Here is a 16,223-nt window from a genome sequence, read left to right as displayed (position 1 = left end):
TCAATCTCCCTGCATATTGAGTTCGTAGGCCCCCAGGCCGGGTTTGTAGGTCTTGTCGTCGATAAACTGGCGAATGCCCTCCTTCCGCCCCTCGTTGTCGAAACTGTTGGCGGCCTCCTGGGCCCGCACCAGGTAATCCTCCGCGTTGTCGTAGGTCATCTCGCCCACCCGGCGCACGGCGTCCTTGGTCGCCTTGAGGGCCACGGGGTTTTTCTCCAGCAGTACCTTCGCCACTTCGATAACCCGGTCTTTCAGTCTGGCCAGGGGCAAGGCCTCGTTCACCAGGCCCCACTCGGCGGCCTTGGCCCCGCCGATGTTTTCGCCCATCATGGCGTGATACATGGCATTGCGGAAGCCCATCAGCTCCACCGCCACCTTCGTTGCGCCACCGCCGGGCAGGATACCCCAGTTGATCTCGCTGAGGCCAAAGGTCGCCTCCTCGGCGGCAAAGGCGAGGTCGCAGGCGAACAGCGGCCCGTAACCGCCGCCAAAACACCAGCCGTTCACCATGGCGATGGTCGGCTTCTGATACCAGCGCAGGCGGTGCCACCAGCCGTAAGCCTCACGCTGGGACCGGCGCACGGCGCCCAGGCCCTTCGCTTCAGTTTCGCGGAAGTATTCCTTGAGATCCATACCCGCGCTCCAGGCCGAGCCCTCCCCGGTCAACACCAGTACCCCCACGTCGTCGCGGAATTCCAGCTCGTCCAGCACCTCACGCATACGGCGATTCAGGGTCGGGCTCATGCAATTGCGCTTTTCAGGGCGGTTGAATCGCACCCACGCAATGCGGTTACGCACGTCGTAGGCTACTGTGTCAGTCATATTGCTCTCCGTTCATAAAAGCGGATAGTGACCCGCAGGGGGCAATGCGGTGATAATAGTTAGTTGCACCACGCGCCTGCCAGTTATGCTATAAAACATAGCATTCAATAACCACGACCGCAACTGATAGAACTGACTGACATGACGACAAAGCGCCCTCCCCTGAGCGACCCCACCGACAACCTGCTGGGCTACCATCTGCGCCGGCTATCTGTTCTGATCATGGCCGACCTGTCCCGATCACTGGACAGCCTGGACCTGCGCCCTACCGAAGCCACGGTGTTGATGGAGATATTCACCAATCCGGGTATTACCCAAAGCCGGATTGGCAAAATTCTGTCCATCAAACGCGCCAACATGGCCCCGCTCATCGCGGGCCTGGTCGAACAGGGCCTGGTGGAGACCGCGCGCAAGGACGGACGCTCGCTGGCACTGACGCTCAGCGCCAAGGGCAAACGCGTCTACAAAAAGGTGATGTCGGCGATCGCGGAGCATGAGGAGCGCTGTTTTGCCCTGTTGGGCAAGCGGGAAAGGCGGGAGCTGACCGAGCGCATCCGGGAGCTCTGGCAACACCTGGATACGATTGAGCCGGGATAGGGAGGCGCACAGGCGGCGCCTAACTTGTGTCCTGTATGGAACTAAATAGTGATACCAGAGCCCCCCAGATTGTTCACAGTTAGGCGCAGCTCGCAGGGAATGGTCATTCCATTTTCAAGAGCTGCAACGCGGCTGTGGGCCCTCTCGATTGGTGAAGAGGGGGGCTGGCGGGCCGCTAAGCAGCCATCTGCGGCGTTGCACTTGCTTGACGTAGAATGACTACGCCGGCGCAAGTGCGCCTTGCATCTGGCCGCTTAGCGGCCCACTGGTATCACTATTTAGTTCCATACAGGACACTAGCTTGCTCCTTCGGGGATTGATCATGTCGTTATCGAAATAGCCATCTCTCGCAGAGCCAGTCTGTCGATCTTGCTGACACCGGTGCGCGGCAGACTATCGACAAAATGCACTTCTACCGGCCGCTTGTACTTGACCAACCGTTCCGCGCAATAAGCCAGTACATCCTCCTCCGACATGGAAACCCCCGTTTCAAGCACCACGAAGGCCATCAGTACTTCACCCAGGCGCTCCTCCGGTTTCCCGACCGTCGCCGCCTCGGCGATACCGGGCTTGGTCACCAGGCACTCATCCACCTCCCGCGGGTATACGTTGTAGCCCCCGGAGATGATCATGTCTTTTTTCCGGTCCGCCAGGTAGACATAGCCTTCACTATCCACGTAGCCGATATCGCCGGTGTACAGCCAGCCATCCCGCAGTGTGGCGGCCATTTCCCCGGGACGATTGCGGTAGCCCCGCATCACCTGGGGGCCGCGCACGCGCACTTCGCCGCGCTCGCCGAGGGGCAGCACCCGATCGCCCCGCTCCAGGTCCACGATCTGCAGTTCCGTCTCCGGCACGGGATGGCCCACCGACATGGGGCGGGGCTCCCTGTCGCCCGGGTTGAGGCACAGCGGCGCCCCTTCCGACATGCCCCAGCCCTCATAGAGATCGCAACCGGTCAACTCGCGCCACTTGCGATGCAATTCGGCGGAGCTGGGGGCGCCTCCGGTGAGACTGTACTTCAACGATGAAAACGCCAGCGTATTGGTCAGCGGGTGGCTGGCCAATCCGGCATAGATAGGCGCGGGACCGCCGCCGAACACCGTTACCTTGTGCTCCGCCAATGCCCTCAGTACCCGTTCGGGGTCATAGCGCGGCACGATGATGTTGGTGCCACTGGCATATACGGGAACCAAAGTGGCATAGCCCAGGCCCCAGATATGGAACATCGGAGCGACGCTGAGAAAGCGCTCGCCGCCGAACTCCACGGGCCACATGGTGGCGTGCTGGTAAATGGAAAACAGCAGCGACCGGTGAGTGTGATCAACCCCTTTCGGCGCGCCGGTGGTTCCCCCGGTGTGAATAAGCAGGGCCGGGGAATCGGGCGCCGGCAAGGGCTCGCACACCCGGGCAACTTGCGCGCCGGATGCCAGTCGATCGACATCGACCGGGACCAGGGGCAGGACAGATTTCACCCCGGCTTCCGAGGCCAGTGCCCCGGCCTTCTCCCGCATCTCTTCACTACAGATGATGGCCGCAAACTCCCCCGCCGATACGATGGGCAGCAGTTCCCGGTGTGTAAAGAACGGGTTCAGCGGAGCCAACTGCGCCCCCGCGGCCATAACAGCGAAACTCGCCACCACGGTTTCGATACTGTTGGGCAACATCACGGCAAGCCGTTCCCCCGTGTGGCCCGCCTCCCGCAGCCGCAGGGCCAGGCCGGTCACTGCCCGGCCCAGTTCAGCGTAGGACAGACTTCTACCTTCGCAGATCAACGCAGTGCGGTCCGGCGCGCGTTCCACCGAAGCGTACAGCATGGCCACCAGGGAATCGTAGCGGGGTAGCGAATCCGAAATACCGCGGGTGGATGTCAAATGCGATTGCATACGCTGGTCTCCTGTTGACATCAATGGCCGACCATCCTAGAAACCGCAGTTGGGCGCGAAAAAGACAGGTAAGATATTGGTGTGCATAGTGAATTTAAAAATCGCGTGGTCACCTTATTGGTGATGAGCCGATTTTTAAATTTGCTAGGCGCGCCAAGAGCTTGCCTGGACTTTCGTGATCCAACTGCGGTTTCTAGGATTATCAAAGGGGCAGCCCGACGTAGTTTTCCGCAATCGCCGTCTGCGCCGCGGTGGATGAGGCGATGTAATCCAGTTCCGCCAACTGCATACGCCGCTCGAAAGCGCCCTCATCGGGGAACCGGTGCATCAGGCAGGTCAGCGACCAGGAGAAGCGCTCGGCTTTCCATACACGCGCCAATGCTCGGCTGGCGTAATGTCTCAGCCCCTCTTCGTCATCGCGGGTAAACCAGCCGATCAGCGCGTCGGACAAGTAGGCCACGTCGGAAGCGGCCAGGTTCAAACCCTTGGCCCCCGTGGGGGGCACAATATGGGCGGCGTCACCGGCGAGGAACAGGTTGCCGTGGCGCATCGGCTCGAACACGTAGGAGCGCAGGGGTGCAATGGACTTTTCCAGCGACGGGCCGCGGGTCAAACGCGCGGCGGCCTCCGGCCCCAGGCGCAAAGCTAGCTCATCCCACAAGCGATCGTCCGGCCACGCCTCCAGCGGCTCATCGATCGGCACCTGGATGTAATAACGGCTGCGGGTGTTCGAGCGCATGGAAGCCAGGGCGAAGCCGCGCTCGTGATTGGCGTAGATCAGTTCATCATTGCAGGGCGGCACCTCGGCGAGAATACCCAGCCAGCCAAAGGGATAGACCCGTTCGTACTCCCTCCTCCGGCTACTGGGGATCGCCTTGCGCGAAGGGCCGTGGAAGCCGTCGCAACCGGCTATAACCCGTGCCTGCAACCGTTGCTGTACACCGTCCCGGAGAAAAGTGACGGAGGGAGCATCACTTTCGACATCGTGCAGGGCCACATCCCCGGCTTCCCAGATGATCTCGAGATCCCGCCCCGGTGCCGCCGCGATCAGGTCCTTGGTCAGCTCTGTCTGGCCGTAGACCATCACCTGCTTGCCCGTGAGTCGGGCAACATCGATATGGATCAGGCGCGCCCCATCGGCGAGATAAAAGCCGTCGTGTGGCAAACCTTCGCCGTGCATGCGCTGATTGATTTCCAGGCGATCGAGGATATCAGTGGTGGTGCTCTCCAATACCCCGGCCCGAATGCGCCCCTCCACGTACTCCCGCGACCTGCGCTCCACGACAACGCAGGCGACGCCAGCCCGGCGCAACAGGTGCCCCAACATCAGCCCCGCGGGGCCCGCTCCAATAATCGCGACTTGGGTTTTCATCGAATCACTCCGCAGGTGACAGGCTGAACCGGGCAGCTCAGATGGGATAGTGCCCCGGCTCGGTTTCCAGGGTAATCCAGCGCAGTTCAGTGAACTGGTCGATACCCGCCCTGCCACCGAAGCGCCCGTAGCCCGACGCCCCCACACCGCCAAAAGGCATTTGCGGCTCGTCGTGCACCGTCGGCCCGTTCACATGGCAAATCCCCGAGCGGATACGGCGCGCGACCCGCAAGCCCCTTGCGCTGTCGCGGGTAAACACCGCCGCGGACAGGCCGTACTCACTGTCGTTGGCAATGCGAATGGCATCCTCCTCGTCCGCGGCGCGGATGATCGCCACGATCGGGCCAAAGCTCTCGTCGCGGTAAATGTCCATGTCGGCGGTCACACCATCCAGCACAGTGGCCGGCATCACCACCCCCTCCGCCTTGCCACCGGCTACCAGGCGGGCCCCCTTCGCCACGGCGTCGTCGATCAATGCGTTGACGCGGTCGACGGTTTCCCTGTCCACCACCGCACCCAGGGGCGTTTCACCCTTGGCCGGATCCCCCGCCGGCATGGAGCAGGCCTTTTCCGCAAACCTACCGACAAATTCGTCCGCCACGGCATCCACGACCACCAGGCGCTCGGTGGACATACAGATCTGTCCCTGGTTCATAAAGGCGCCGAAAGCCCCGGCTTTCACCGCCTCGTCGAGATCCGCATCCTCCAGTACCAGTAGCGGCGCCTTGCCTCCCAGCTCCAACAAACAGGGCTTGAGATGTTCCGCCGCGCGTTTGGCGACAATCCTGCCAACCCGGGTGGAGCCGGTGAAATTGATGCGCCTCACCGCCGGGTGATCGATCAGGGCACCGACCACACCACCGGCATCTTCCGGGGCATTGGTGACCACGTTGACCACCCCTTCGGGGAAGCCCGCTTCGGCAAACGCCTCCACCACCAACTCATGGGTGCGAGGGCAGATCTCCGACGCCTTGAGAATGACACTGTTGCCGCAGGCCAGGGGCACGGCAATCGCGCGCACGCCGAGGATGATGGGCGCATTCCAGGGGGCGATACCGAGGATCACCCCCACCGGTTCACGGACAGCCATGGCGACGCAGCCGGGCTTGTCGGAGGGAATCACCTCGCCGGCAATCTGCGTGGTCAGGCCCGCCGCCTCGCGGACCATCCCCGCGGCCAGCATCAGGTTGAACACGGCCCAGCCCTCGGTGGCACCCACCTCCTGCATCATGGCCTCGACAAAGTCGCCGCGACGCGCCTCCAGGGCATCCGCGGCTTTGACCAGCACCGCCCGGCGGGCATTGGGGCCCATTGCGGCCCACTGCGCGCTGGCGGCACCTGCCGTGTCGCAAACAGCCTGTGCTTCCTCGATGGACATCGCCCGGGCAGTGCTGGCGACCTCCCCGGTCAGGGGATTGATACGTTGAAAATTCATGAGCGGCCTCTCTTTATTGTTATCACCTCTGTCTCATCGCACCGGGCACCGATAACGACACCCGCCTCATATATTGCTATGAAACATTACAATATTTTCGGAGATATTGCACCCCCAAAATAGCTGGGGAAAAAGGGGCTACTACCCGACGCCTCCGTGCTTCGGATCAGACGTAATCCTCGGTATCAATTTCCGCCTGGGTAGCCGCCCCATAACGCGGGCCGCTGACCGTATTGGGCCCGATCAGTTTCGAGGCCTTCATCAGAATCTCCTCGCTGACCCCGACGGAGGCAGTGGCGAGATTCTCTTCCAGGTGGGCAAGCGACCGCGTACCGGGAATGGGGATAACGCAGGGGTCCCGCTCCAATAGCCAACGCAGCGCCAGCTGGCTCATGGTGCAGCCCGCCTCCGCGGCCAGTTCCCGGAAACCGTCGCGCAAGCGGCAGTTGACCGCGAAGTGCGGCGACTGAAAGCGCGGCATATTGCGGCGGATATCCCTGGGCTCCAGCGCCTCCGGATCGGTGACCGAACCGGCGAGGAAACCGCGGGCCAGAGGACTGAAGGCCACCAGCGCCGTACCCAGTTCCCGGCAGGTGTCGAGCAACGCAATTTCCGGATTGCGGGTCCACAGGGAGTACTCGGTTTGCACCGCCGCGACGGGGTGCACTGAATGCGCTTTGCGCAGGGTGTCGGCGGAGACTTCCGACAGGCCAATCGCGCCTATTTTGCCCTGCTCCACCATCCGCGCCATGGCGCCGACGCTGTCCTCGACGGGCACGGATTTGTCCCAGCGGTGCAGGTAGTAGAGATCGATATGGTCCGTCTGCAGGCGTTGCAGGGCTTCCTCCAGCGTGGCCGTGAGTGTCTCGGGCCGGCCGTCGATCACCCGCTTGCCGCCCACCCCGGTCATACCGCACTTGCTGGCGAGGAATATCTCGCCACGCAGCGGTTTGAGCACCTTGCCGACCAGATCTTCGTTCATGCCAAAACCGTACAGGGCCGCGGTATCGAAATGACGCACCCCCAGTTCATGGGCCCGCAACAGCAGCTCCGCGGCGTCGGCCGGATCCGGCGGCGTGCCGTAGGCGTGGCTCAGGTTCATACAGCCCAGGCCTATGGCGGGCCCCTGCCAGTCCGCAATACGGCGCTGCATCATTCCCCCCTTTTCGGCTTGTTATTTGGCATCTTCCAACTGCTGTTCCAGGTCGTAGAGTACCTTGTAACAAGGCAGCACACTGGCAACGCTGGCGTTGGGCTCGCGCCCTTCCCTGATCGCGGCAAAGAATTCGCGGTCCTGCAGCTCAATGCCGTTCATGGACACGTCCACCCGGGACACGTCGATGGGCTCTTCCCTGCCGTTGACCAGATCATCATAACGCGCGATGTAGGTACCCTTGTCGCAGATGTAGCGGAAGAAAGTGCCGAGGGGGCCGTCGTTGTTGAACGACAGCGACAGCGTACAGATCGAACCCGCACGGGTCTTCAGTTGGATGGACATGTCCATGGCAATGCCCAGTTCGGGGTGGATGGGGCCCTCCACGGCATTGGCCGCGATCACCTCGTCACCGGTCTGGTACTGGAACAGGTCCACCGTGTGGGCGGCGTGGTGCCACAGCAGGTGGTCGGTCCAGGAACGCGGTTCCCCCAGGGCATTGAGGTTACTGCGGCGGAAGAAGTAGGTCTGCACATCCATCTGCTGGATGTGCAACTCGCCGGCGCGCAGCTTTTTGTTCAGCCATTGATGGGAGGGATTGAAGCGGCGGGTATGGCCCACCATGCAGACCTTGCCGGTCTCCCGCTGTACCTTGAGTACCTCTTCCGCATCCGCCCAGCTGTCCGCCAGGGGAATTTCCACCTCCACATGCTTGCCGGCGCGCATGCACTGGATGGCCTGCGCGGCGTGCATTTGAGTCGGCGTACACAGGATGACTGCGTCCACTTCCGGCAGGGCCAGGCTCTCTTCCAGCTCCGTGGTGGTGTGAGCCACACCGTATTTTTCCGCCACCTGGCGGTTTTTTTCCTTATCCCGCCCGATGATGGAGACCACCTCCACACCGTCGATTTTCCGTATGCCATCCAGGTGCTTGATGCCAAAGGCGCCGGGACCGGCCAGTGCAATTTTCATAATTGTGACTCCCGCAGAAATTGGTTTCCAGGTTATAAGTGCCTGTTTAAAGTCTTCTCATAAGGCTGCCAGACTGGGTGGGATAGCCCTTTGTGGGACCGTATGAGGCAGGGATGCCGATTACGAGCGTACAGGGATGTATTCACAGCGTGTCCCACAAAGGGCTATCCCACCCAGTCACGCTCTGAAACCCGAGACTTTAAACAGGCTCTAAGCGTTTTCCAGAATCAGATGCCCCACTGCAGTATTCGAGGCGGGCACATGGTAAAAGCGATGTTTCTCGGTGACCTTGTCGTCGAGTGCGCCGCGCATGATCAGCCACATCACCAGTTCGACGCCCTCGGAACCTGCCTCCCGCACGTACTCCACATGGGGCATTTGTGACAGCTCCTCCGGATCGTTTACCAGGCGCTCGAGGAAATCGTTGTCGAACTCGCGGTTGATCAGGCCCGCGCGCGGCCCCTGTAATTGGTGGCTCATGCCGCCGGTGCCCCAAACCTGCACATTGAGATCGCCGTCGAAACTGTCCACGGCGCGGCGCAGCGCCTTGCCCAGCTCGTAACAGCGGCGCCCCGAGGGCGGCGGATAGAGCACCACATTGACGGCGATGGGGATCACCTTACAGGGCCAGGCCTCGGGCTGGCCGAACATCAACGACAGGGGCACGGTCAGCCCGTGATCCACGTCCATCCTGTTGACCAGGGTCAGGTCGAAGTCCTGCTGGATCACGGACTGGGCAATATGTGCGGCCAGTTCCGGATGCCCCACCACTTCCGGCACCGGACGCGGTCCCCAGCCCTCGTCCGCGGGCTGGAATTTCTCCCCGGTGCCAATCGCGAAGGTGGGCATCAGCTCCATGCTGAAGGCGGAGGCGTGGTCGTTGTAGACCAGCAGGATCACGTCCGGCTTCTGCTCCGCGATCCACTGCTTGGAGTAATCGTAGCCGGCGAACAGCGGCGCCCAGTATTCCTGCTGTGTTTTGCCGAGATCGATGGCGGCACCGATCGCCGGTACATGCGATGTGGTAACGCCTGCGGTTATTCTGGCCATGGTTTTACTCTCCCCCTGCGGTTTCGTTCAGGTAGCGGTTGCCTTCCGGCGAGCGGCCGCCGGACAACATCATCTGTGCGTAATCCTTCTGGCTCATACCGGTCATGGTGGCCGCGGCGTGCTGGAAACTGAGACCGTCGGTGGAAAAGATCTTGGCGAGAAAATAGATGTTGCCGCCGAGGTCGATCATGCGGTTGTAGTCGCGCTCCAGCACCGCCTGCTTCTGCGCTTCCGCCATCGGCCACTGGTCCAGGTAGGCGCGCTCATCCGCCTTGAATCGCTCCCGGTTGTCTGCCCTCATCAGCGACATGCAAAACTGGTTCAGGTGATAACCGACACGCGACATATCCGCATCGAACACGGTGGTGCCGGGTATATCGGCGTAGGGTTTGTTCAGAGACATAGGGTTCTCCCAGTTGTCAGTTCTCAATTCCAGTAGAGGCGCATGGGGTTATCCACCAACAGCTTGCGCCGCAGCGCTTCTGTGGGCGCGATTCGGGGAATAACATCCACCAGATGGCCGTCGTCCGGCATATGGCTTTTCATGTTCGGGTGGGGCCAGTCGGTGCCCCACAGTACCCGGTCCGGGAAGGTTTCAACGATGCGCCGCGCAAAGGGCACCACATCGGCATAAGCCGGCGGTCCCTGCTGCGACAGCCGTTCCGGGCAACTGACCTTGGACCAGAAGTTCGGGTTTTCCCGCAGCAGTTTGACAAACAGTTCAAACTCGGGGCCGTCCACGGGCTTACTGACATCCGGCCGGCCCATATGGTCCACCACCACGGTTGTCGGCAGCGCGGTGAAAAAATCGTACAACTCCGGAAGCTCCTGAGCCTCGAAATAGATAACAATGTGCCAGCCCAGGGGTTTGATCTTCTGCGCGATATTCTCCAGCACATCGAAAGGCAAGGCGTTCACCAGGCGTTTGACGAAGTTGAAACGCACACCGCGCACACCGGCGGCATGGAGCCCGGCCAGCTCTTCGTCAGTGATATCGTTCCCCACCGTCGCCACGCCCCGCGCCAGACCGTTCGAATGCTCGAGGGCATCCACCAGGGCGCGGTTGTCGGCGCCGTGGCAGGTAGCCTGTACGATAACGTTGCGGCTGAAGCCCAGGTGGTCCCGCAGTGCCCAAAGCTGCTCCTTCGAGGCGTCACAGGGTGTGTACTTGCGCTCCGGCGCAAACGGAAACCGGGCGCCCGGGCCGAAAACATGGCAGTGCGCATCCACCGCTCCCGGGGGCGGTACAAATCGCGGCTTGCTCGGCGAGGGGTGGAACGGCAGCCAGTCGGCGTCCATGGTAAAGGGCGAAGACGCTGTGTTTGTTTCGCTCACGCTTACACCCCCCGCGCTTTCAGCGCCTTGTCCAGCCGTGGGTAAACCCTGCGCGCGTTGCCTTCGAAGACCTGGTAGCGCTGCTCTTCGCTGAGGTTCAAGTTGTCCAGATAGCGCTTGGTGTCATCAAAATATTGACCCGTCTGCGGGTCGATACCGCGCACGGCACCCACCATTTCCGAACCGAACAGGATGTTGTCGATATCGATCACCTCGAACAACAGATCGATGCCCGGCTGGTGGTACACGCAGGTATCAAAGAACACGTTTTTCATCACGTGTTCATCCAGCGGAGGTTGCTTCAGCATGTCCGCCAGGCCACGGTAGCGTCCCCAGTGGTAAGGCACGGCGCCGCCGCCATGGGGAATGACGAAACGCAGGTCCGGGAAATCCCTGAACAGGTCCCCCTGGATAAACTGCATAAAGGCGGTGGTGTCCGCATTGATATAGTGGGCGCCGGTGGCGTGGAAATTATGATTGCAGGAGCCGGACACATGGATCATCGCCGGCACGTCCAGTTCCACCATTTTCTCGAAGAACGGATACCAGCTCCTGTCGGTGAGCGGCGCCGAGGTCCAGTGTCCGCCGGAGGGATCGGGGTTCAGGTTGCAGCCCACGAAACCCAGTTCGTTCACGCAGCGCTCCAGCTCGGCGATGGAATGGGTGATGGACACGCCCGGGGACTGGGGTAACTGGCAGACGCCGATGAAAGTCTCGGGATAGAGATCCACCACCCGCTTGATCAGGTCGTTGCAGGCGCGGGTCCACTGCTGGGACACCGCGTCGTCCCCCAGGTGGTGGGCCATGGCCGAAGCGCGCGGCGAGAAGATGGTCATATCGGCACCGCGCTCGCGCAGCAGGCGCAGCTGGTTCTGTTCGATACTCTCGCGGATCTCGTCGTCGCTGATCCGCGGCAGTTCCGGCAGTGGCTTGCCGGCTTCGAAAGCGGCCAGCTGTGCCTCGCGAAACGCCTGATGGGGCGCGGGGGCGGTGGTGTAGTGGCCGTGACAATCGATAATCATGGTCCCTTATTCTCCCTTGGTCGTGGAGGACGTGAAATCGGTGCGAATGCGATCCAGCATGGGGACAAGCTCCTCCTCCGAAAGCGCATCGGCAAACCCCGGCGCCCAGGCTTGGCGCTCGACACAGCCGCGGCTCATCCAGGGCTCGAGCCCCGCGTCGGCAACGGTCCGCGCCACCTCGCGCATTTCTTCCGACCGGCGCACGCCGTGCTCCAGCGTGCGGGAAATCAGGTAGCGGGCGTGTCGCGCCCAGTCGGGGTGCGGGAACAGGTCGTTGAGGGAGGTGAGAACCTCCTCCTCCACGCCGTAGTGCCGGGCCGCGAGCAGAGACTCGGAAACCAGCGCTTCCATTCCCTTGACGATGACGCTGCGGCACATTTTGGTGGCCGCGGCCCGCCCCGGCTCGGCGGAATAGAAGCTGGCGCCGGCAAAACCCAACTGCCGGGCCAGCGGTTCGAAGGCTTCCGCGTGCGGCCCGGCCAGGAGAATGGGCGAGCGAATGCGGCGCGGCCCGATGGGGGACATGACGGACGCTTCCACGTAGCGGCCACCGGCGGCGTCGACCAGGTCGGCCGCGCTGCGCTTGGTCGAGGGCGCCACCGAATTGAGATCGAGAAACCAGCAGCCCTGAGGCAGGCCCGGCAGCACCGACGCCGCGGCGGCCAGGTCCTGGTCCGCGGTCACGGCGGAGATAACCAGCTCGCAGCCGACCGCCACTTCCCCCGCGCTGCGTGCCGCGCCCACTCCGTCCAGAGCCAGCAGTGCATCCCGCGTACGACTGGGCGCCGACCCCGGGTCATCAAACTGCCGATCCCAGAGCCGCAGGGCGGCACCCCCCTGGGCCAGCAGATCCCGCGCCAGGATGCTTCCCACTTCACCCAGCCCCAGCAGGGCCACCTGTCGAATCGCACTCATACCGTTTTTATCTCCGCATCCACCACCGCGCCAGGCACCATGACCTCGCCACGCATCAGCAGGCGGGCGGTGCGCAACAGGGCGGCCCGCCGCACCTGAAAACCGGATACCGCGCCGCTGCCGGCCACGTCCATTTCCACCGTAAAGAACCCGGTGGGGTGTTCGATATCCATCCGCGTGGCGCCATCCTGTGGCGTCAGTCCACTGACCTGTTGCGCCACCGATCCGGGCAGCAAGCAACCGGTGGCCACGCTGACCGAGCCGAGCACGCCGATGGCCTCGTGCACCCGGTGGGGGATGAAGGTCCGGGTGGAGACCGCACCACCGTTCCGGGCCGGCGAAACCAGGCACATCTTGGGTACGGTTTTGTCCGACACATCGCCGAGCCGCATTGGCTCCCCCAGGGCAAGCCGTATGGCCTCCAGGCGCCCTTTCAATTCCGAGTTGGCCTCGAGCTCGGCGGGAGATTCCGCACCGCTGATACCGAAGTCCGCCGCCCGCATCAGCACTACCGGCATACCGTTGTCGATGCAGGTCACCGCCACGCCCTCGACGCTGTCCACCGCGTTGCCGGTCGGCAGCATGGCGCCGCAACTGGAGCCCGCGATATCGAGAAAATCGAGCAGCACCGGAGCCGCGCTGCCGGGAACGCCGTCGATGCGGGCATCGCCCTGGTACCGGACCTGTCCACCGGGGGTTTCCACCCGGGCAATGGCCAGGGCACCGGTATTGACCATATGGATGCGAACGTCGGTAAATTCGTCCCCCGCCGGCACCATGCCCTGCTCTATGGCAAAGGGACCGACACCGGCCAGGATATTGCCGCAGTTCTGTCCGTCACTGACCTCCGCGCGCTCCACCACCACCTGCAGGAACAGGTAATCCACGTCGGCATCGTCGCGCCGGGAGGGACCGACCACGGCCACTTTACTGGTCAGCGGATGCGCTCCACCCATGCCATCGATCTGGCGTGCATCGGGGGAGCCCATGGCCGCCAGCAACAGGCGGTCGCGGGCGGAGGGCTCGGCAGGTAAATCGGAAGTGCGGAAATAGAGCCCCTTGGAAGTGCCCCCCCGCATCACCGAACAGGGAATCGCGGCTTGCAACTTACAGGTCCTCCAGGGAGTCCACGTAACGCAGCCCCTTCTCGGCCAGGCGCTCGCGCATGTTGTAGATATCCAGGCCCAACTCGCCGGCGGCGAGCCGCTTGCGCTTCTCTTCCTCGTTGATCAGGCGCTTGCGTATCTTCTCCGCCGCTTCCGCAGCGCCCTGCCGGGGCACCACCACCACGCCGTCGTCATCCGCCACCACCAGATCGCCGGGATTGACCAGCGCGCCGGCGCAAACCACGGGGATGTTGACGTTACCCACGGTCTCCTTGACCGTGCCCTGGCTGAACACCGCCCTGGACCAGACCGGGAATTCCATCTCGGTCAGGGTCGCGATATCCCGCACCCCGGCGTCGATCACCAGGCCCTGGACACCCCGCGCCTTCAGGGATGTGGCCAACAGATCACCGAAGTAGCCGTCCTCGCAGGGGCTGGAGGGCGAAACCACCAGCACATCTCCCGGCCGGCACTGTTCCACCGCCACATGGATCATCCAGTTGTCTCCCGGGGCCACCTCACAGGTCACCGCGGGGCCGGCGATTTTCGCGGGGCGGTAGATAGGGCGCATACAGGAGGCCATCAGCCCCTTGCGACCCTGCGCCTCGTGTACGGTCGCGGTTTCGGCGCCGGCATATTGCGCCGCGATATCCTCGGGGACGCGTTCAATATTGGTTACGCAGACGCCCATTCAGCCTTCTCCTGTTTGTTATGAACAGTTACTAAAAACTGCAAATCGGACGCTGCTCATTATTATCCAAAGCGCTTGAAATGCGTTGTTCGATTACTGTCATACCCCATTAGATTTTTCTATAATGGTGCTCCCGACAAGGAGTGACCATGGACACTGTTCCCAACCTGCGGCATCTGTCTGCCCTCGCCGAGGCGGGCCACAGCGGCAGTATCAGCTCGGCGGCTCGCTCCGTGCATCTGTCCCAGTCCGCCGTCACCCAGGGCCTGTCCGGCATCGAACGGATGCTGGGGGCCGAACTGTTTAATCGCACCACTTCTGGCGTGTTCCCAACGGCGGCGGGCAGGGTCTACCTGGAACGCGTCGAGCGCGGCCTGGCCTGGCTGAAACAATTGGAACGCGAAGCTGCCGGGCGCGGCGGCCAACAGGGATTACGGCGCTTGCTGACCGCAACGCAACTACGCGCACTGATCACCGTGGTGAACACCGGCAGCTTTAGTCACGCCGCCAACCAGTTGGGCCTGAGCCAGCCCACCGTACAGCGCGCGGCGCGGGAGCTGGAAACCGTCAGCGGCCACGAGCTGTTTCGCCGCTCACCCTTCGGTGTCGAACCCACCTGGCGGGCGCGGCAGATGGCGCGTTACGCCAATCTCGCCTTCGATGAAATACGGCAGGGTTTTGACGAGGTGCGCTCACTCGCCGGGGACAAGTTGGTCGCCAGTCTGGCAGTGGGCAGCCTGCCCCTGGCCCGGACGCGCATGGTGCCCCAGGCAGTCTCCCGCTTATTGCAGGTTTACCCTGAAACGCGGGTGAAAATTATTGACGGCCCCTACGATGAACAACTCCACGCATTACTACATGCCCAGATCCACATGATCGTGGGCGCCTTGCGCCACCCCCTGCCCAGCCCGGATATCCGGCAGGAGGTTCTGTTCGACGACCCCCTGTACATCGTGGTGCGGCCGGGCCACCCCCTGCTGGCAAAACGGCGGGCCAGTGCCAGGGAACTGAGTCAACTGGACTGGATTGCCCCCCGTGAGCAGACCCCCGCCCGGAAAGCTTTCAGCCACTTTTTCCAGCGCGAGAAGCTGACACCACCGGAGCACGTGATCGAGTGCAGCTCGCTGGTCGCTATCCGGAGCCTGTTACAGGATACCGATCGGGCCGCGCTGCTACCCGCGCGACAGGTGGAAGTGGATGTGAAAGCCGGGCTTCTGGCGGTGATGCCGACCCCTCTGGCGGGAACCACTCGCGCCATTGGCATTACCACGCGCAGCGGCTGGAAACCCACCACTGTGCAGGCGAGGTTTATCGAATTGCTTCACGATTTCCCGACCCGGCGCGGCTGACAACCGCGCTATCCGAAACACCGCTTTGGCACCCGTGAAAGTTACTCCCACTCAAATGTTGTTAAGGAGACTATGGTTAACTGGAAATTACCCACATGTGGGTAACAGTTTACCTTACAACCCATATATGGGTAACAATCAACTTAAATTCCGCACTATCCTCGCCCGCCAGCTCCGTGCTGAACGAAAGGCCATGGGGTTGGGTCAACAAGAGTTCGCCAGAAAATTAGCTATCAGCCAGTCAACTCTGGCCCGTATCGAAAGCGGTGAGCAGAATGTGACCATCGACATGCTGGAGCTTATTTGCAGCCGTTTAAAATGCAGGATATTCGAACTATTGCCAGATCGATAGATCGGGCTACCGCAGAGGGGTCGGATATTAATACCGCTACCTTAAGTCGAAAATCGGCATATTTGTAGGATGGGCAAAGCGTAGCGTGCCCATCAAGGTCCCGGAAGATGGGCACGTCGCTACGCTCCTTTGCCCATCCTACGACCGAAACAACGCTTAAGGTAGC

At 62.3% G+C, this 16,223-nt stretch carries 16 protein-coding genes; 3 read left to right on the top strand and 13 right to left on the bottom strand.

Annotated elements, in window-relative coordinates:
• Positions 1-822 carry a p-hydroxycinnamoyl CoA hydratase/lyase gene (locus tag ACRC0P_RS09830; protein WP_438630362.1) on the bottom strand — a complete coding sequence of 274 codons (822 nt, stop codon included), beginning with the start codon at positions 820-822 and terminating at the stop codon, positions 1-3.
• Positions 823-963: 141 nt separating this feature from the next.
• Between ACRC0P_RS09830 and ACRC0P_RS09825 the strand changes: the two genes are divergently transcribed.
• A complete protein-coding gene (locus tag ACRC0P_RS09825) occupies positions 964-1,419 on the top strand; it encodes a MarR family winged helix-turn-helix transcriptional regulator (protein ID WP_438630360.1) in 456 nt (151 codons plus the stop codon).
• 320 nt (positions 1,420-1,739) lie between these two features.
• On the opposite strand, the gene ACRC0P_RS09820 is transcribed toward ACRC0P_RS09825, so the two are convergent.
• The 12 genes from ACRC0P_RS09820 to ACRC0P_RS09765 form a co-directional block, all read right to left on the bottom strand.
• The gene (locus ACRC0P_RS09820) at positions 1,740-3,305 is read right to left on the bottom strand and encodes an AMP-binding protein (RefSeq protein ID WP_438630358.1); all 1,566 of its coding nucleotides are present in this window, start codon (positions 3,303-3,305) and stop codon (positions 1,740-1,742) included.
• A gap of 202 nt (positions 3,306-3,507) precedes the next feature.
• Positions 3,508-4,677 (bottom strand): 4-hydroxybenzoate 3-monooxygenase, encoded by a 1,170-nt coding sequence (gene pobA, locus ACRC0P_RS09815; RefSeq protein ID WP_438630356.1) that lies wholly within the window; start codon positions 4,675-4,677, stop codon positions 3,508-3,510.
• Positions 4,678-4,714: 37 nt separating this feature from the next.
• A complete protein-coding gene (locus tag ACRC0P_RS09810; RefSeq protein ID WP_438630354.1) occupies positions 4,715-6,112 on the bottom strand; it encodes an aldehyde dehydrogenase in 1,398 nt (465 codons plus the stop codon).
• Between the two features lie 166 nt (positions 6,113-6,278).
• Positions 6,279-7,268, bottom strand: coding sequence for an aldo/keto reductase (locus ACRC0P_RS09805; protein WP_438630352.1), 990 nt, complete (start codon positions 7,266-7,268; stop codon positions 6,279-6,281).
• Positions 7,269-7,286: 18 nt separating this feature from the next.
• The gene (locus tag ACRC0P_RS09800; RefSeq protein ID WP_438630350.1) at positions 7,287-8,237 is read right to left on the bottom strand and encodes a Gfo/Idh/MocA family oxidoreductase; all 951 of its coding nucleotides are present in this window, start codon (positions 8,235-8,237) and stop codon (positions 7,287-7,289) included.
• Between the two features lie 210 nt (positions 8,238-8,447).
• Positions 8,448-9,287, bottom strand: a complete 840-nt coding sequence (locus ACRC0P_RS09795) for a class III extradiol dioxygenase subunit beta (protein WP_438630348.1) — start codon at positions 9,285-9,287, stop codon at positions 8,448-8,450.
• 4 nt (positions 9,288-9,291) lie between these two features.
• Positions 9,292-9,690 (bottom strand): protocatechuate 4,5-dioxygenase subunit alpha, encoded by a 399-nt coding sequence (gene ligA / locus ACRC0P_RS09790; protein ID WP_438630346.1) that lies wholly within the window; start codon positions 9,688-9,690, stop codon positions 9,292-9,294.
• A gap of 23 nt (positions 9,691-9,713) precedes the next feature.
• On the bottom strand, positions 9,714-10,622 hold the full coding sequence (locus tag ACRC0P_RS09785; protein WP_438630344.1) for an amidohydrolase family protein: 909 nt from the start codon (positions 10,620-10,622) through the stop codon (positions 9,714-9,716).
• A 2-nt stretch (positions 10,623-10,624) separates the two neighbouring features.
• Entirely contained in the window at positions 10,625-11,644 is a 1,020-nt protein-coding gene (locus ACRC0P_RS09780) for an amidohydrolase family protein (protein ID WP_438630342.1), read from the bottom strand.
• A 6-nt stretch (positions 11,645-11,650) separates the two neighbouring features.
• Positions 11,651-12,559 (bottom strand): DUF1932 domain-containing protein, encoded by a 909-nt coding sequence (locus tag ACRC0P_RS09775; protein ID WP_438630340.1) that lies wholly within the window; start codon positions 12,557-12,559, stop codon positions 11,651-11,653.
• Complete coding sequence (locus ACRC0P_RS09770) at positions 12,556-13,665, bottom strand: 4-oxalomesaconate tautomerase (RefSeq protein WP_438630338.1); 1,110 nt, start codon at positions 13,663-13,665, stop codon at positions 12,556-12,558. Before ACRC0P_RS09770 ends, ACRC0P_RS09775 begins: the two co-directional genes overlap by 4 nt.
• 1 nt (position 13,666) lies before the next feature.
• Positions 13,667-14,356, bottom strand: a complete 690-nt coding sequence (locus ACRC0P_RS09765; protein ID WP_438630336.1) for a 4-carboxy-4-hydroxy-2-oxoadipate aldolase/oxaloacetate decarboxylase — start codon at positions 14,354-14,356, stop codon at positions 13,667-13,669.
• 149 nt (positions 14,357-14,505) lie between these two features.
• Here ACRC0P_RS09765 and ACRC0P_RS09760 point away from each other — a divergent pair, with 149 nt between their 5' ends.
• Positions 14,506-15,705, top strand: a complete 1,200-nt coding sequence (locus ACRC0P_RS09760) for a LysR family transcriptional regulator (protein WP_438630334.1) — start codon at positions 14,506-14,508, stop codon at positions 15,703-15,705.
• A 127-nt stretch (positions 15,706-15,832) separates the two neighbouring features.
• The gene (locus ACRC0P_RS09755) at positions 15,833-16,057 is read left to right on the top strand and encodes a helix-turn-helix domain-containing protein (protein ID WP_438630332.1); all 225 of its coding nucleotides are present in this window, start codon (positions 15,833-15,835) and stop codon (positions 16,055-16,057) included.
• Positions 16,058-16,223: the final 166 nt, after the last annotated feature.

It is taken from the genome of Microbulbifer sp. (assembly GCF_051659245.1).
Classification (GTDB): domain Bacteria; phylum Pseudomonadota; class Gammaproteobacteria; order Pseudomonadales; family Cellvibrionaceae; genus Microbulbifer.
Note: the sequence above shows the minus strand (reverse complement) of the source record. Positions and strands in the feature narration are given on the sequence as shown.

What these genes read in the sequence shown, in the direction of transcription:
- ACRC0P_RS09805 (WP_438630352.1), bottom strand. Translation starts at nt 7,268, where the DNA reads ATGATGCAGCGCCGTATTGCGGACTGGCAGGGGCCCGCCATAGGCCTG.
- ACRC0P_RS09810 (WP_438630354.1), bottom strand. Translation starts at nt 6,112, where the DNA reads ATGAATTTTCAACGTATCAATCCCCTGACCGGGGAGGTCGCCAGCACT.
- ACRC0P_RS09760 (WP_438630334.1), top strand. Translation starts at nt 14,506, where the DNA reads ATGGACACTGTTCCCAACCTGCGGCATCTGTCTGCCCTCGCCGAGGCG.
- ACRC0P_RS09830 (WP_438630362.1), bottom strand. Translation starts at nt 822, where the DNA reads ATGACTGACACAGTAGCCTACGACGTGCGTAACCGCATTGCGTGGGTG.
- ACRC0P_RS09755 (WP_438630332.1), top strand. Translation starts at nt 15,833, where the DNA reads ATGGGTAACAATCAACTTAAATTCCGCACTATCCTCGCCCGCCAGCTC.
- ACRC0P_RS09775 (WP_438630340.1), bottom strand. Translation starts at nt 12,559, where the DNA reads ATGAGTGCGATTCGACAGGTGGCCCTGCTGGGGCTGGGTGAAGTGGGA.
- ACRC0P_RS09765 (WP_438630336.1), bottom strand. Translation starts at nt 14,356, where the DNA reads ATGGGCGTCTGCGTAACCAATATTGAACGCGTCCCCGAGGATATCGCG.
- ACRC0P_RS09800 (WP_438630350.1), bottom strand. Translation starts at nt 8,237, where the DNA reads ATGAAAATTGCACTGGCCGGTCCCGGCGCCTTTGGCATCAAGCACCTG.
- ACRC0P_RS09820 (WP_438630358.1), bottom strand. Translation starts at nt 3,305, where the DNA reads ATGCAATCGCATTTGACATCCACCCGCGGTATTTCGGATTCGCTACCC.
- ACRC0P_RS09825 (WP_438630360.1), top strand. Translation starts at nt 964, where the DNA reads ATGACGACAAAGCGCCCTCCCCTGAGCGACCCCACCGACAACCTGCTG.
- pobA (WP_438630356.1), bottom strand. Translation starts at nt 4,677, where the DNA reads ATGAAAACCCAAGTCGCGATTATTGGAGCGGGCCCCGCGGGGCTGATG.
- ligA (WP_438630346.1), bottom strand. Translation starts at nt 9,690, where the DNA reads ATGTCTCTGAACAAACCCTACGCCGATATACCCGGCACCACCGTGTTC.
- ACRC0P_RS09795 (WP_438630348.1), bottom strand. Translation starts at nt 9,287, where the DNA reads ATGGCCAGAATAACCGCAGGCGTTACCACATCGCATGTACCGGCGATC.
- ACRC0P_RS09780 (WP_438630342.1), bottom strand. Translation starts at nt 11,644, where the DNA reads ATGATTATCGATTGTCACGGCCACTACACCACCGCCCCCGCGCCCCAT.